The organism is Nocardia coffeae (genome assembly GCF_019890715.1).
In the GTDB taxonomy this organism is placed as follows: domain Bacteria; phylum Actinomycetota; class Actinomycetes; order Mycobacteriales; family Mycobacteriaceae; genus Nocardia; species Nocardia jiangxiensis.
In genome coordinates this window covers 71,781-87,227 of record NZ_JAINZY010000024.1, presented here as the reverse complement: position 1 = coordinate 87,227, position 15,447 = coordinate 71,781, and the positions used below count along the sequence as shown (strand labels likewise).

The following is a 15,447-nucleotide window of genomic DNA, read 5'->3' as shown; positions in this document are numbered from 1 at the left end:
GGCACTCGCAACCACCCCACCAGCCTGACAGCACTGCCGAGACGCCTGATCGCATGCAGCTTTATAGCACAAATAGTACGCTGATTAAGCCATGGAACCTCTTGTACAGCTGGCGCCTCGCGTGTATGCAGCCCGAGCGTGCTTGGCTACCCTTCAGGAATCATCCGGGATATCGTTGTTGTGTGGTCGGTCACCTTCACGGGCTCGGCCATGACCAGGCGGACAGGTAGCTGAGGGCCGAAGTGGACGAGGCCACGACGCAACGAGGTATGGCCAGCGGGATCGTCGGCGAGCTGCTCGCGGCAGGGTTCGGCGAGCCCGTCGAGGTAGGTCGCGGGGGCTCCGGGGTCGTGTACCGCTGTCGGGAGTACGCGCTGGACCGGCATGTGGCGGTCAAGCTGTTGCTGTCGGAGGTGCGCGGCGATGAACGTGAGCAATTCGCGTGCGAACAACGAGCCTTGGGGCGATTGTCCGTGCATCCGCATATCGTGCAAGCCCTCCATGTGGACCTCACGTCTACGGGCCGCCCCTATATCGTTATGCCGTATTTCCGTCGAGGGTCACTCGATGAGCGCATGCGCCGGGCCGGTCCACTGCGCTGGCCCGAAGCGCTCTCGATCGGGGTGAAGGTGGCCGGGGCGCTGGCTGCTGCCCATGCCGCCGGTATGGTGCATCGCGATGTCAAACCGGGCAATATTCTGCTGACCGACTACGGCGAGCCTCAGCTGTCGGATTTCGGGATCGTGCATGTCGGTGAGATCACCACCAGTTCCGTACCGTTGGTGCACGGTACGCTCTCGTTCACCGCACCCGAAGTACTGCGCGGTGCGACCGCGACCGGCGCAGCCGACATATACGGCCTGGGTGCCACCATGTTCTGCCTGCTGACCGGGCATGCTCCCTTCGGTCGGCGTGATGGAGAGCCTCTCGAAGTTCAGCTCGCACGGATCGCGGACGGTGAACTGCCCGACCTGCGTGAACACGGAGTTCCCGGTGCGGTCTGTGCCGCGGTGGAATTGGCGATGGCTCGCGTGCCCGCCGATCGTCCCGCGTCGGTTGTCGAGTTCGGCGAGCGGCTTCGTGATGTGCAGCGTGAGAGCGGACAGCCGGTCGACGCGATGGTGGTTCCGCCGCGCGGCGGTGAGGACTCAGCGAATGAGGAGCCGTGCTCGTCGATGCTGCGTTCCTACTCGGTTGGGTCGGTCAGCACGCCGCCGCCGCCGTCGGCGGCAACGAAATTCCGCCCGCCGACCGCTGCCCGCACGGCCATCGATCGCACGCGCTTGCGGAAGGCGTTGGACGCCAGCGGCGGGCGGCGGGTGATCCTGATCCACGGTCCGGCTGGATTCGGCAAGACCACCCTGGCCGCGCAGTGGGCCACCACACTCGAAGCCGGCGGCGTCCCGGTGGCGTGGCTGACAACCGATCATGACGATGACAACGTGGTTTGGTTCCTGGCCCACCTGATTCAGGCGATCCGCCGAGTGCGGCCTGAGCTGGCGCGTGAGTTGGGTGCCCTGCTGGAGGAACGGTCATCCGACGCTACCCGAGCAGTGCTCTCGGCATTGATCGATGAAATCCACGACGGCGACCGTGCGATGGTGCTGATGGTCGACGACTGGCAACTGGTGCGCGGGGAAAACACCCTGGCCGCGATGAATTACCTGCTCGAGCACGGTTGTCACCACCTGCGGATCGTCCTGGTGACCCGCGGGCGGGAGGGGCTGGCCCTGACGAAGCTGCTCGTGCAGGATGAGCTGGTCGAGATCGATTCCGCCGCGTTGCGTTTCGACGCCACCGAGGCCACCACATTCCTTGTTGGTAGAAGCGGTCTGCGACTGGCCGCCGAGGACGTGGCAAAGTTGCGAAAATCGACCGAGGGCTGGGCGGCCGGACTGCAATTGGCGCAATTGTCCCTGGCCGGTCGCGACGATCCCGTCGCGTTCATCGATAATCTCACCGGTCGCCACCATGTCATCGGCGAATATCTGGCCGAGAACGTCCTGGACTCGTTGGATCAGCCGCTGCTGGAGTTTCTCATGTCCACCTCGATCACCGGGACGACATGTGCCGATCTGGCCGCCACGCTGTCCGGCCGATCCGACAGTCAGGAACTGCTCGAGCTGGTCGCGGACCGGAACCTGTTCCTGCAGCGGATGGACGAGAACGACGAATGGTTCCGATACCACCGCCTGTTCGCCGACTATCTGGTGCGCAAACTCGAGCATCAAGACCCGGATATGGCAGAGCAACTGCATTCCCGCGCGTCCGGCTGGTTCGCCGAGCACGAGATGCTCACCGAGGCCGTCGACCACGCCCTGATCGCGAACGACCCGCAGCGTGCGGTGGAACTGGTCGATGCGCGCGCCCTCGACCTCATCCAATCCTTCCGGACATCCACGTTCCTGGGTTTGATGGCGAAACTGCCGATCCCTTTGACCGAATCACGGCCCAGGCTGCAGTTGTGCCTTGTCTGGGCCAATCTCGGGCTGGAACGGCATACCCAGTTCCATGCCGCGCTCGACCGAGCTTGCGCCGCCATCGAGGCGAACGATAACGGCGAGCTGGCCGGGCTCGCATTGCGGGCCGAAGCGATGCTGCTCACGGGCCTGGAACGCTATGATCTCGACCGCCTCGACGGTGTGCCTCAGCTGGTCACTGAACACATCGACGACCTCGCGACTCCTATGGTGTCCGTGGCCGCGGCCGACTTGCATGCGGTCGACGCATTGAACCGATTCGACTATCCGGCGGTTGAGCGCTGGCACCGGTCGTCTCTGCGCTACGGCGCGAATACAGGCGCCTTTGTCGTCCAGCACAGCCACTGCGTGGCCGGGCTGGCCGCGTTGGAGCAGTTCGACATCTTCCGGGCAGAGCAGCACTTCACGGTGATACCGACGGTTCCGCGCGGCGCAGATCTGGGGACTCGCATTTCGCTCATGTCCGGTGCATTGCTGGGGGATTTGCGGTATCACCAGGGCCGCCTCATCGAGGCCGAGCAACTGTTACGGGCTGCCGCCACACTGGAACGGCAGGGCGGGATGCCGGATTTCCTGCTCGCCATCTATGGGACCGGTGCCCGGCTCGCCGCCGTGCTGGGCGACCTTGCCGAGGCCGAGCGGCTGCTGAACATGGGGGTACAGATCGCCGAGGAGAACTCCTTACCCCGCCTGGCCGCACGAATCACCAACGAACGCATCCGAGCGGATCTTCCGGTGCCGGAAGACATCCGTATCCGGCTCACCTGCCTTCCGCCGTACCAGAGACAGGACAGCAGGGTGGATGCCGTGATAGCCGAACTGGCGCAGGATTCCGTCATACGCCTGCTGTTGGCCGAAAGATCGCCGGTTGCGGTCGGGGAAGCGTGCGACCGCGCGCGGACTCTCGTGCACGAAATCGACGGACAGATTCGTCCTAAGGCACTGCTACAGGCGCAACTGCTGCACGCCTGCTGCCAGTGGGCCGCCGGACATTACCAGGAGGCGAAAAGCACCGCCGGGCCGGCGATCTCGCGGTGCCTTGCGCAGGGAGTGCCCAGGCTGGTTGACGACGCCGGGCCCGGCATCCGCGATATTCTCGGTGCCTTGTCCGTCGGCTGAGTGCACGCTCGGGTTTGTTCGACGGGACGTTGCCTGGTGCAGGCTTTCGTTCTGCTCGTTGAACCTGATGCGCATCTGTCGAATGCTGTTGCCGTCGAGTCTTTTTCGGTGTGGATGTCTGTTGCGGCCAGCTCGTCGTGGAATCCGCGTGTTGTGGTGATGCCTGTCGCTATGGCTGGGCGCGAGTGGCTTGCGAGGGGGCGATGCCAGTCCATCTCCAACCAGTAGATGATATACCTGTTCGTGGGACAGGAGGTTCTTCGTGGATGTCGGCGTGTACTTCGACATGCGGAACCCGGCGCGCTGGCGGCGCGATCCGGTGGAGCTGTATGGGGCGTTTCCCGAATTATGTGAGGAGACCGAGCATCAAGGTCTCGACGGGGTCTGGGTGACCGAGCATCACGGCTTCTCCGACGATTACCTGCCGGCTCCACTGACGTTGCTCGCGTCTGCCGCCGCCCGCACCCGGCGGGTGCGGTTGGGGACCGGGGTGGTGGTAGCACCGCTGCACGAGGCCGCGGAAGTGGCCGAGCAGGCTGCTGTCGTCGATTTGCTCAGCGGTGGCCGCCTCGACCTCGGTCTGGGCGCGGGATATCGGCCCCCGGAGTTCGATCTCTTCGGTGCCGATCTGAGTTCTCGATACCAGGCCAATGATGACAGGTGCCGGCGCATCCGAGAGTTGTGGGCCAGCCGCGAGATCACGCCGTCGCCCGCTCAGTCGCGGGTGCCGATCTGGATGGGCTATCTCGGTCCGTCGGGTGCCCGGCGGGCGGGCCGACTGGGGGAATTCTTGCTCTCGGCCGACGCGAGGAATTGGGAGCACTATCGGGCGGGGCTGCTCGAGGGCGGGCATGACCCGTCGATCGCCCGGATGGGCGGCGGTATCCAGGCATGGGTCAGTGAGGATCCTGAGCGGGATTGGCCGTCGATCCGCGAGCATGTTGCCGAGCAGGCCAACTCCTACCGGTTGCACGGGCGAATGGGCTATTCGGAGCTGCCGCCGTTCAAGCCGGTCGATCCCGATGTGTTGCGGAGCCGGCGGCCACGCGGCCGTGCGTCCACGGACTATTTCGTGTTCGGCACGGCCTGCGAAGTGGCCGAGTTCGTCCGCGGTTTCATCGCTGGTGCGCCTGTCGACACGCTGTATTTCTGGGCGGCGCTACCGGGGATGTCGGCGGAGCGGGTGGCGGCGAACATCCGCGCCGTGGCGACGGATCTCGCGCCGCTGTTGCGACAGATCGAGCCGAGTGTCGCGTCCGCGCTGGCTTGATTCTGAAGGGCAAGGACCGATGACGAGGCCGCCGACCATGGCCGGCTAGCTCGTCGGACGCTGGAGACCGTCTCCTAGGATCGGTCGGTTGTGAGATGGGACGCCCTCGCTGGACTACGTCAGAATTAATGAGTAATATTATTGTGAGATTAACTTGGTGTCGCGTTGCGCTTCGGTGCCGCGACGTGCGCTGAGCGCTAATTTCGCGGCCATCGACGACTGCTTGCAACCGAAGGATATAGATGGATATTTATTTGGTTTGCTGGCGTGTCGTCGGCGTCTCGCCGCCTCGGTCTCGCCGTGCACTGCGGCGCTACGGCCATCAACAAACTGCTTCGACTCTGTGAGGAGTACTCGACCAATGGGCATGCTCGAAGGAAAGGTCGCCATCGTGACCGGTGGGGGCCGCGGCTTGGGCCGCGCTCACTGCCTTGCTCTGGCGGCCGCGGGTGCGACTGTTGTCGTCAACGACATCGGCGCAGGGCTGCATGGTGAGCCTGGACAGGAAAGCCCGGCCGACGACGTTGCCCGCGAAATCACCGCCGCTGGCGGCAGTGCCACCACCAACGGCACCTCGGTGACGGACTGGGCGGGCGTGGAGGAACTCGTGCGCTCGACGGTTGAGCAGTTCGGCCGACTCGACATCGTCGTCAACAACGCGGGAATCGTCCGTGACCGGATGCTCTTCTCGATGTCGGAGTCGGAGTTCGATGCCGTCATCGACGTGCATCTCAAGGGCACGTTCGTACTCACCAGACACGCCTGCGCATATTGGCGGAACGCGAGCAAGGCCGGGGAGCCGGTCAGCGGACGGATCATCAATACCACGTCCGGAACCGGGTTGTTCGGCAATGTCGGCCAAGGCAACTACGGTGCCGCCAAGGCCGGGATCGTATCGCTGACGACTATCACCGCGCTCGAGATGGCGCGCTACGGCGTGACGGCCAATGCGGTGTCGCCCATCGCCGCAACCCGGATGACGGTGGGGGTCGGCGCGGTGCAGGCCGACGTGCGGGAAGACGGGTTCGACCCGCGCGACCCCGCGAATACTTCGGGCGTCGTGGCGTACCTCGCTTCGGACGCTTCCGCGTGGCTCACGGGTCAAGTGCTGCGTGTCGACGGGGACAAGATCCAGCGCTTGACCGGCTGGGCGATCGAAGGCGAGTACGGCAGCAGTGACGGGCAGGCACTGGTGCCGGAAGAGCTGGTAACGGCGGTCCCGCGCCTCTACGGTGTGGCCCCTCAGGGCCGGGCTCACCGGCGGTCGTGACCTCGATAGATCACAGAACAAGACAGCAAGCCAGGAGAGGCGACCAGCATGATGTCGAACCGTGTCACGGAGCTGTTCGGGGTGGATCACCCGATCGTGCAAGGCGGTATGCAATGGGTGGGGCGCGCGGAGTTGGTCTCTGCCGTTGCCAACGCCGGCGCGTTGGGCATGATCACCGCCCTCACTCAGCCGACACCGGCCGACCTCCGCACGGAGATCGCCCGCTGTCGGGATATGACGGACAAGCCGTTCGGGGTGAACCTCACCGTGCTCCCGTCGATCCGCCCCATGCCGCACCGTGAGTACGCGGAAACCATTGTGGATTGCGGGATCAAGATCGTGGAGACGGCAGGGTCCAGCCCGGAGCCCTTCATGGACTTGTTCAACGAGGCCGGCGTGAAGGTGATCCACAAGTGCACGAGCGTGCGTCATGCGGCGAAGGCTCAGCAGGTCGGTGTCGCCGCGGTCAGTGTCGATGGCTTCGAGTGCGCCGGGCATCCCGGTGAGGACGACGTCCCGAACCTCGTGCTGATTCCCGCCGCCCGGGAGGCACTGAATATTCCCATCATCGCCTCCGGCGGCATCGGCAACGGTCGCGGGCTCGCTGCCGCGCTCATGCTCGGTGCCGAAGGTGTCAACATGGGAACCAGGTTCATGTGCACCGTCGAAGCGCCCATTCACGACAACGTCAAGAAGGCGATGGTCGAGTCCACCGAACTGCAGACCGACCTGATCCTGCGCACGCTGCGCAATACCGCCCGCGTCGCGAAGAACAGCGTGAGCCAGAGCGTTGTCCGAATCCTCCAGGAGGGCGGGCAGTTCGAAGACGTCCGTGAGCTCGTCGCTGGCGCGCGCGGTCGCACCGTGTACGAGACCGGAGACGTGGAGGCCGGGATCTGGACCGCCGGCCTGGTCGTCGGGCTCATTCATGACATTCCGACCACGAGCGAACTCGTCACTCGGATGGTTGCCGAAGCCGAGCAGATGATCGCGCGCGCTGCCGCGATGGTCACTGTTGCGGCGTGATCGACGACCTGTTCCGAAAGGAGTTCTCATGCCGTTGACCGCAGAAGAGATTCGTGCCCGCGACGATTGGTTTCGTGCCCACTGGAGCGAGCATGTGCCGTTCAACAACGAGATCGGGCTGGAGATTACGGATTGGCAGCCCGGCTTTGTGCGTGCGCGTCTGAAATACCAGCCGAGACTCTCGGCCCACGACGGTGTGTTCCACGGCGGGGTTCTGGCCTCGGCCCTCGACGCGGTCGGAGGTGGCGCCGTTGCGGCGGGACACGACTACAACCTCGGTAGCCGGTTCACCACCGTGACCATGACGGTGCAGTACCTGGCAGTCGCGCCTGGAGAGCCCGAGGTCATTGTCGAGGGCACCTGCACCAAACGCGGTCGTCGGCTGAACTTCTCGCGTTCTTCGGTGCTGACCCAGGACGGGAGGGTGCTCGCCGAGGCGATCTTGACCGTAAGCGCGTCGGGCGAGCGTCCTCGGGTCGGGAGTCCGGAGGGCGAGCGATCTTGATGGCCAGATACGAGATGTGTGTTAGGAGCACAAAATGACACGGACGTACCGGCCCGAGGTAGCCGACGTGATCAGCCGAGCGCGATTTACCGAGGTACTCACCGCTCAGATCGGTGGTGAGTCCTCAGCACTGGGCCGCGGCTGGATCGACGTCGACGACCCAGCCACCGGTGTCGCCGTGGCAAGTTTCGAAACGAGCTCGGCAGAGGTCGTCGACCTCGCAGTGCGCAGCGCGAACGAGGCCTTCCATCAGTGGCGCGAGGTGCCACCCGCCGAGCGTGGCCGGTTGCTGGCCGGTGTGGGTGCCGCGATCCGCCGGGACGCCGAGCTGCTGGCCCAGCTGGAGAGCATCGACTCGGGTAAGCCTGTTTCGCAGGCGCGGACCGATATCGCCGGCAGCGCTCGCTACTTCGAGTACTACGCCGGGCTCGCGGACAAGATCCACGGTGAGACGCTGCCCCAGGCGCCAGGCACTTTTGCCTTCACCCGTCGTGAGCCGTTGGGGGTCGTTGCGCACATAACGCCGTGGAACGCTCCGCTCACCCAGCTGGCCCGGGGGGTTGCACCGTGTCTTGCCGCAGGCAACGCGGTGGTGGTGAAGCCGTCGGAAATGACCCCCTTGACATCGGTGTACCTTGCCCGGTTGATGGCTGAGGCCGGACTGCCGGCCGGACTGTGCAATGTCGTCTTGGGTGCCGCGGACCCCACCGGGATCGCGCTCACCGAACACGAGCTGGTCCGGCACGTCACGTTCACCGGATCGGTCGCGGCGGGGCGCGCAGTGGGCGCGGTCGCGGCCAGGCGGATCATCGGCGTCAATCTCGAACTGGGCGGCAAATCGCCGACGATCATCTGCGCCGACGCGGACCTGGAGGCAGCGGCGGTAGCCGGCGCCCAGGCGGTGGTTCGCAATTCCGGCCAGTCTTGCTTTGCCACCACACGGTTGATCGTGGACCGTACGGTGCGATCGCGCTTCGTGGAATTGCTCGCGGCTCGGATGGCGGGTCTGTCGGTGGGACACGGGCTCGATGATCCCGATGTCGGGCCATTGATCTCCGACCGACAACTCGAGCGGGTCATGTCCTACATCGACTCGGCCCGAGAAGACGGTGCCCGGCTGGTGATCGGAGGCAACCAGCCAGCGGCCGGTGGGCGGTTCATCAACCCGACGCTCGTCGAGGATGTGACCAACGATATGCGCATCGCTCGCGAGGAGATCTTCGGGCCGGTGCAGTGCGTGCTCGAGTTCGACTCCCTCGAGGAAGCAATAGCGATCGCCAACGACACCGACTACGGCTTGTCCGCCGGGGTCTTCACCCGTGACGTGTCGACCGCACACCAGGTGGCCGAGCGCCTGGAAGCCGGTCAGGTGCAGGTGAATCGGTACATCGGCGCGGGTGTCGAGGTTCCGTTCGGAGGCTACAAGAACAGCGGGCTCGGCAGGGAGAAAGGGACCGAGGCAGTGCACCACTACACGCAGGTCAAGAGCGTCATTATGGATATCGCATGAGCGCGGCGGAAGGGCATGCGACAGCTCTCGGCTTTATCGGACTCGGCGTCATGGGCTCGCGGATGTGTGCCAACCTGGTGCGGCGTAGCTCGCATCCGGTCGTCGTGTATGACCCGGTTGCCGAGGCGGCGGCCACTGTCGCGGAATTGGGTGCGCGTGTGGCCGACAGCACCGCCGAGGTTGCTGAGGTCGCCGAGATCGTCTTCCTGTCGCTGCCGTCGATTGTGCAGGTCGAATCGGTCTGTGCCGAGTTGGCCGCGGTGGAGCACCCGCCACGGGTCATCGTCGACATGAGTACCAGCGATGTCGCGCGCACCCGCACGCTGGCTGCCAAACTCGCACAGGGTGAGATCACACTGGTCGACGCCCCAGTGGCTCGCTTGCGGCAGGCCGCACAGGACGGCACACTGCTGATCACGGTCGGGGCGCAGGACGAGATCTTCCCCGAGCTCGAGCCCCTGCTGTCCTGTATGGGCAGCGATATTGTGCACGCCGGGAGCGTCGGCAACGGCCAGGTGCTCAAGATCCTGAACAACATGGTGCTGTTCCTCAACATGAACGCATTGGCCGAGGCGCTCGCGATCGGCCGGGCCGCCGGCGTCACACCGGACACGCTTTTCTCCACCCTGAAGCTCGGGTCGGCCGATAGTTTCGCGTTGCGCCGTACCGCGTCGGCCACGATGTTGGTCGACGAGTACCCCGAGCGGGCATTCCCGGTCGAGTACGCGATCAAGGATCTCGCGCTGGCCCTGAAGCTCGCTGAGGAGTCCGGCATTTCGGCTGCTGCCGGTAACCAGACGATGGACCTGCTGCAGCGCACACGGGAGGCAGGGTACGGCGCGAACTACTACCCGGTGATGGTGAAACTGGTCGAGGGCGATGCGTGAGCCCGTAACTGCGCCCTGGCGGCTCTGGGGTGTCCGAATGGGCCGCGGCGAGCGACGCACTCGGGACAATTTCCTGGTCCCGGGTGACCGGTGCGGCCACAGCGATATCGACTTCATCGTCTGGGTCGCGGCCCGCGGCGACGATGTGGTCGTCGTCGACACCGGGTTCAGTCCACAAGCCGGCCGTCGGCGTGGTCGCGAGCTCGAGCTCGGCCCGGGGCAAGCGGTCGAGCTTCTCGGGTTCCGCCGCAGTGACGTTCGCGCGGTCGTGCTGAGTCACCTGCACTTCGACCACGCCGGCAACCTCGGTGACTTCCCGGATGCACGGATCGTGGTGCAAGGCGCGGAAATGGCGTACGTGACCGGTTCGGCGATGCGGCATCGGCGCCTCAACCACTTTTATGAGCCCGATGATGTCGCCGAACTCATCCGGTTGCTGTTCGCAGGCCGGGTGGACGTGGTCGACGGCCATCACGAGGTGCTGCCTGGTATTCAGGTCGAGTTGATCGGCGGACACACCCGAGGTTCGCAGGCCGTGGCCGTGGACACGGCCCGTGGCCGGGTTGTGCTGGCCGCAGACTCCATCCATTTCGCCGAGAATCTGCACGATGCGAACCCCTTCCCGGCCATGGTCGATGTCGAGGGCGTGCTCGATGGGTTCGCCACGATCGGAAGGCTGGCCGACTCGCCGGACCACGTGATCCCTGGACACGACCCCAAGCTCTTCGAGCAATACCCGCTGCTCGATGCCGATACCAGCGCCCGCATCGCCGTACTGCACGAGCCCCCGCGCGCACCTACCCAGGAGGACACTCAGTGATCGACGATCCGGAACTAATTGCCGAGTTCGGTGCGGCCACCCGGGCATTCGCGGCCGACCAGCTCGCTCCCGGAGCCTTGGCCCGTGCGCATTCGGCCGACTACGAGCGTGACACCGCCAGGTTGCTTGCCAAGCAGGGACTGCTCGGGCTCAGCATCCCCGAAGAGATGGGCGGACAGGGCGCCGGTCTGGTGGCCGCAATCACCGCCATCCAGGCGGTCGCGAGTGGCTGCCCGCGGAGCGCCGATATCGTGCAGGCCGGAAACTTCGGCCCGATCCGCACGTTCGCCCAGTACGCGTCCGAAGAGCAGAGAGCGCGCTATTTGCCTGGTCTTCTCTCCGGTGATCTATTGATCGCGCTGGGAATGAGTGAACCGGAAGCCGGTTCGGCTGCCACCGAGATGACGACCAGCGCGACTCGCCGAGGGGACGGCTGGGTTGTCAACGGCACCAAGGTTTTCTCCACTCACAGCGCGGACGCGGACGTCTACCTCGTATACGTGAGGTTCGGACCGGGAGTCGGTGGCATCGGATCCGTGCTGATCGATCGCGACACCCCTGGCCTGACTGTAGGCCCCCCGTCGCGCTACATGAACGGTGAGCACTGGTGCCCGTTGTATTTCGAGGACTGCTTCATCTCGGACTCTCAGGTTCTGCTGGGCGAGGGTGGCTTCAAGAAGCAGATCAGCGGTTTCAATGTGGAGCGGCTGGGCAACAGCGCCCGGTCGATCGCGGTCGGCCGGTACGCCTTCGATCGAGCCAAGGAATACGTCCTGGCTCGGGAACAGTTCGGCCGTCCGCTGGCGGAGTTCCAGGGTCTGCAGTGGATGTTCGCCGACGCCGCGGTGAAGCTCGAGTCCGCACAGCTGTTGCTGGAGCGGGCGGCGCACACCGGCGACCGGGACGGTCTGCCGACGGCTGCGGAGACCGCGATGGCCAAACTGGCCGCGAATCAGGCCGGGTTCTTCGCCGCTGACGTGGCGGTTCAGGCGATGGGGGCGACCGGATTCGGCGAGGAAACCCTGGTCGAGTACTGCTTCCGGCGTACCCGCGGATGGATGATCGCGGGTGGTTCGGTGGAAGTGTTGAAAAACCGCATCGCCGAACATGTGTTCGGTCGGCGGTTCTCACAGCGGGCGCGGTGATCCGATGGTGCCGGGCTTCTACAGGGCATTGACCGATCCGCGATCGGTGGCGATCGTCGGCGCTTCCAATACGCCGGGAAAGACCACTTCCCGGCCGTTGGGCTACCTCCGTGCGCATGCCTGGGACGGGGAGATCTACCCGGTCAATCCCAGCCGGGAGACAGTGCTGGGCGAGCGTGCCTGGCAGTCTCTGAGTGCTCTGCCCACCGTCCCCGATCACGTCTTGGTCCTCACGGCCGCCGATGCCGCGGTCGAGGCGGTCCGGGAGTGCGCGGCGCTCGGGGTTCCGATTGCGACGCTGATAGCCGATGGCTTCCTGCCGTCGGATTCCGAGGGCAGGCGGCGGCGGGCCGAGCTGAAGGAGATTCTTGCCGGTTCGTCGCTGAGGCTGCTGGGTCCGAGCAGCCTCGGAATCGCGAACCTGCATCGCCGGATGCCGTTGACCGGGAACGCGGCATTCGCCGACGACACTCTGCCCAGCGGTGACATCTTCGTGGCCTCGCAATCGGGTAGCGCATTGGGGGCCTTGCTGTCGCGTGGCGCGGAGATGGGACTCGGGTTCGCGTCGATGGTCTCCACCGGCAACGAGCTGGATTTGTCGCTGGGGGAGATCTGCCGGTGCGCGGTGGATGACCCACAGGTGGCCGGCTTCGCCCTGTTTCTCGAAAACCTCACGCACGCAGAGGATCTCGCCGAATTCGCTCGGCTGGCCGCAGAGCGAGGTAAACCGGTGGCTGCCTACAAGCTGGGGCGTTCGGATGCCGGTGCGCAGCTGGCGGTCTCGCATACCGGTGCCCTGGCCGGGGACGACGTGGTTGCCGACGCATTCCTGACTTCGCTCGGTATCGCCCGGGTGACGACGTTCGAGGCGTTGCTGGAGGTACAGCACCTCGCTCGCCGAGTCCCCGTGTCGCACATGCCTTCCCGACCTCGCGTAGGCGTCGTCTCGACCACTGGTGGTGGCGGGGCGATGGTCGTCGACGCCTTGGCTGACCGAGGTGCGACGCTCGCTGTGCCCTCGACCGAAACGGCACGGCGACTGGCCGACCTCGGCGTGCATGTCGGGGCAGGCGCCCTCATCGACCTCACATTGGCCGGGACGCGGTATGCGACGATCAAGGCCGTGCTCGAGGTGCTCACCGACGCGCCGGAGTTCGATGCGGTGGTCGCCGTGCCGGGGAGTTCGGCGCGGTTTACTCCTGAGGTCAGCGTGGCGCCGATCATCGAGTGTGCCGACCGCGGCACGCCGCTGGTCGCATTCGTGGTCCCCGCCGCTCCCGATGCTCTCGCGATGCTGCGGGCCAAGGGGGTCAGTGCGTTCCGCACTCCCGAATCGTGTGCCGATGCGGTTGTTGCCGTGTTCAAGCGGCGTGCCCCGGTCCGGGGCGAGGTAGCCGTAGTGCCGCCGACCGGGGTCGCCCCGGTGCCGCTGGACGAGAACGACTCCTACACGCTCCTCGAGGAGGTGGGTGTGGAGTGCGCGGCGCGCACGGTGGTTCGGCTCGAAGATCTGCCGGCAGAGCTGCCGGTGCCAGGTCCCGCCGTAGTCAAGCTCATCGACTCTTCGGTGCAACACAAGTCCGAACTCGGCGGTGTGGTGCTCGACGTAATGGACGGTCCGGCACTCGCCGAGGCGGCCGCCCGGATCCGCGATGCGGTAGCGGAGCGACGGCCTGGCCTGACGGTGGACAGGGTGCTCGTGCAGCAGATGGTCAGCGGAGTCGCCGAGGCCCTGATCGGCTTCCGCCGAGACCCGGATGTCGGTCCGGTGGTGATGGTCGCGGCCGGCGGCGTGCTGACGGAGTTATATCGTGACCGCAGCGTGCGGCCGGCTCCGGTCGATCCGGCCGAGGCACGCGCGATGGTCAGGGAGGTGGTCGCGTTCCGTGCTATCGATGGATATCGCAATCTGCCGCGCGGTGACCTCGATGCGCTCGCTCGCGCGGTGAGTGCCGTATCCCGGCTGGGGCTGCGTGAACCTGTCGTGGCCGAGGCCGAGTTGAACCCGGTCCTGGTCCGCGCTGACGGAGACGGAGTCGTCGCTGTCGATGCGGTTGTGTCGGTCTACCCGGAGGCGCAGTGAGTACCGGCGCGGGAGTCGTCGAGGTGCTGGCGACGCAGGCAGTCGAGCATCGTGAACGGATGCTGGAGCCGGAGGTGCAGCGCTGGGCGCGCCGGGCGTTCATCGATTGGCTGGGAGTGTGCCTGGGCGGATCCACTGGACTCCCGGCTCAGTCACTGCTGGCCGGACTGACACCGGCATCGGGTTCGAGTCGGGTCGTCGGTACGGGCGAGCGGCTGGCTGCTCCGGTCGCGGCGATGATCAACGGCGCAGCTGCGCATACCCTCGAACTCGACGACATCTACGCGCCGGGGCTCTATCACCCTGGCGCTCCCACTGTGGCCGCGGCATTTGCGGAGGCCGATCGGACCGATGCGAGTTTCGGGCGATTGCTGCGCGCCATCGCCGTCGGCTACGAGGTCGGGTGCCGGGTCGCGGCCGATCTGGGCCCCGCCCACTATGCGCATTGGCATACGACAGGGACCGCCGGTGCTCTCGGGTCCGCGGCGGCAGCGGCGGACCTGCACGACGCGGACGCGGACGCCTTGGCGAATGCACTCTCACTAGCAGCGACGATGTGCGGAGGCCTGCAACAGACCTTCCGTAGCGACGCCGCGGGCAAGCCGATGCATGCGGGGGCCGCCGCACAGGCCGGGGTCGTCGCAGCGGCCGCGGCACGCGGAGGCCTGAGCGGTGCACTCGATGTGTTGGAGGGGCCGGCGGGCCTGGCCGTGGCAACCGGCGCCGACACCGACTGGGCAACCTGTCGCGCAGGGTGGAATGAAGCGCCAGTGCTCGAGCGCATCACAGTGAAGCCGTATCAATGTTGTGGTCACGCTTTTGCCCCGATCGATGGCGCCTTGGCGCTTCGTGCCCATGTTCAAGGGCACGAGGTGCAGGAGATTGTGGTGGAGACGTACTCCACGGCGGTCGCGGTGGCAGGTATCGCCGAGCCGGTTAGCCTAGCCGAGCGCCGGTTCAGCATTCCGCACTTGGTCGCCGCGGCACTGACCCATGATTCCGCGGCGCGCTTCGAGCCGGGGGTCGAGGCAGACGAGAAATTGCTTGCTGTGGCTCGACGTGTGCGTCTGACCGCAGTACCCGAGTTCGACGAGCGTTTCCCGGCCCGGCGGGGTGCGCGGGTGGCCGTCGTTGTGGATGGCGAGCGGTATGTCGTGGATGTGCCGGACCGCTCCGGGAGCCCCGAGAAGCCCCTCGACGACGAGCAACTCGGGGCGAAGTTCGTATCGGCCAGTGGCAGGAAAAGCCGGGCAGACGATCTGCTTGCCCAATTGGGAGCGGCAGCTGCAGATACGCCGGTGCGTGAACTGGACCTCGCCTGATCGTCGTGGG

Annotated in this window: 11 protein-coding genes; all 11 read left to right on the top strand. The window is 65.8% G+C overall.

Annotated features, from left to right (window positions below):
• Window positions 1-269: 269 nt before the first annotated feature.
• The gene (locus K7711_RS44640) at window positions 270-3,599 is read left to right on the top strand and encodes a serine/threonine-protein kinase (RefSeq protein WP_222978818.1); all 3,330 of its coding nucleotides are present in this window, start codon (window positions 270-272) and stop codon (window positions 3,597-3,599) included.
• 262 nt (window positions 3,600-3,861) lie between these two features.
• Window positions 3,862-4,869, top strand: coding sequence for an LLM class flavin-dependent oxidoreductase (locus K7711_RS44635; RefSeq protein ID WP_222978816.1), 1,008 nt, complete (start codon window positions 3,862-3,864; stop codon window positions 4,867-4,869).
• A gap of 361 nt (window positions 4,870-5,230) precedes the next feature.
• Entirely contained in the window at window positions 5,231-6,139 is a 909-nt protein-coding gene (locus K7711_RS44630) for an SDR family NAD(P)-dependent oxidoreductase (protein ID WP_222978814.1), read from the top strand.
• A 48-nt stretch (window positions 6,140-6,187) separates the two neighbouring features.
• The gene (locus tag K7711_RS44625) at window positions 6,188-7,165 is read left to right on the top strand and encodes an NAD(P)H-dependent flavin oxidoreductase (RefSeq protein WP_222978812.1); all 978 of its coding nucleotides are present in this window, start codon (window positions 6,188-6,190) and stop codon (window positions 7,163-7,165) included.
• A gap of 28 nt (window positions 7,166-7,193) precedes the next feature.
• Window positions 7,194-7,670: a PaaI family thioesterase gene (locus K7711_RS44620; RefSeq protein WP_222978811.1), complete on the top strand. Its 477-nt coding sequence runs from the start codon at window positions 7,194-7,196 to the stop codon at window positions 7,668-7,670.
• A 34-nt stretch (window positions 7,671-7,704) separates the two neighbouring features.
• Window positions 7,705-9,180 carry an aldehyde dehydrogenase family protein gene (locus K7711_RS44615; protein WP_222978809.1) on the top strand — a complete coding sequence of 492 codons (1,476 nt, stop codon included), beginning with the start codon at window positions 7,705-7,707 and terminating at the stop codon, window positions 9,178-9,180.
• Complete coding sequence (locus tag K7711_RS44610) at window positions 9,177-10,067, top strand: NAD(P)-dependent oxidoreductase (RefSeq protein ID WP_222978804.1); 891 nt, start codon at window positions 9,177-9,179, stop codon at window positions 10,065-10,067. The genes K7711_RS44615 and K7711_RS44610 overlap by 4 nt, the downstream gene beginning before the upstream one ends.
• A 37-nt stretch (window positions 10,068-10,104) precedes the next feature.
• A complete protein-coding gene (locus K7711_RS44605) occupies window positions 10,105-10,887 on the top strand; it encodes an N-acyl homoserine lactonase family protein (protein WP_222978803.1) in 783 nt (260 codons plus the stop codon).
• Window positions 10,884-12,032: an acyl-CoA dehydrogenase family protein gene (locus K7711_RS44600; protein WP_308015218.1), complete on the top strand. Its 1,149-nt coding sequence runs from the start codon at window positions 10,884-10,886 to the stop codon at window positions 12,030-12,032. Before K7711_RS44605 ends, K7711_RS44600 begins: the two co-directional genes overlap by 4 nt.
• A 4-nt stretch (window positions 12,033-12,036) precedes the next feature.
• Window positions 12,037-14,115, top strand: coding sequence for an acetate--CoA ligase family protein (locus tag K7711_RS44595; protein WP_222978801.1), 2,079 nt, complete (start codon window positions 12,037-12,039; stop codon window positions 14,113-14,115).
• Entirely contained in the window at window positions 14,112-15,437 is a 1,326-nt protein-coding gene (locus K7711_RS44590) for an MmgE/PrpD family protein (RefSeq protein ID WP_222978799.1), read from the top strand. The genes K7711_RS44595 and K7711_RS44590 overlap by 4 nt, the downstream gene beginning before the upstream one ends.
• Window positions 15,438-15,447: the final 10 nt, after the last annotated feature.

Bases quoted from the DNA above. Each gene is read 5' to 3' on its own strand.
- K7711_RS44640 (WP_222978818.1), top strand. From the start codon at position 270: ATGGCCAGCGGGATCGTCGGCGAGCTGCTCGCGGCAGGGTTCGGCGAG.
- K7711_RS44630 (WP_222978814.1), top strand. From the start codon at position 5,231: ATGGGCATGCTCGAAGGAAAGGTCGCCATCGTGACCGGTGGGGGCCGC.
- K7711_RS44625 (WP_222978812.1), top strand. From the start codon at position 6,188: ATGATGTCGAACCGTGTCACGGAGCTGTTCGGGGTGGATCACCCGATC.
- K7711_RS44620 (WP_222978811.1), top strand. From the start codon at position 7,194: ATGCCGTTGACCGCAGAAGAGATTCGTGCCCGCGACGATTGGTTTCGT.
- K7711_RS44615 (WP_222978809.1), top strand. From the start codon at position 7,705: ATGACACGGACGTACCGGCCCGAGGTAGCCGACGTGATCAGCCGAGCG.
- K7711_RS44610 (WP_222978804.1), top strand. From the start codon at position 9,177: ATGAGCGCGGCGGAAGGGCATGCGACAGCTCTCGGCTTTATCGGACTC.
- K7711_RS44605 (WP_222978803.1), top strand. From the start codon at position 10,105: ATGGGCCGCGGCGAGCGACGCACTCGGGACAATTTCCTGGTCCCGGGT.
- K7711_RS44595 (WP_222978801.1), top strand. From the start codon at position 12,037: ATGGTGCCGGGCTTCTACAGGGCATTGACCGATCCGCGATCGGTGGCG.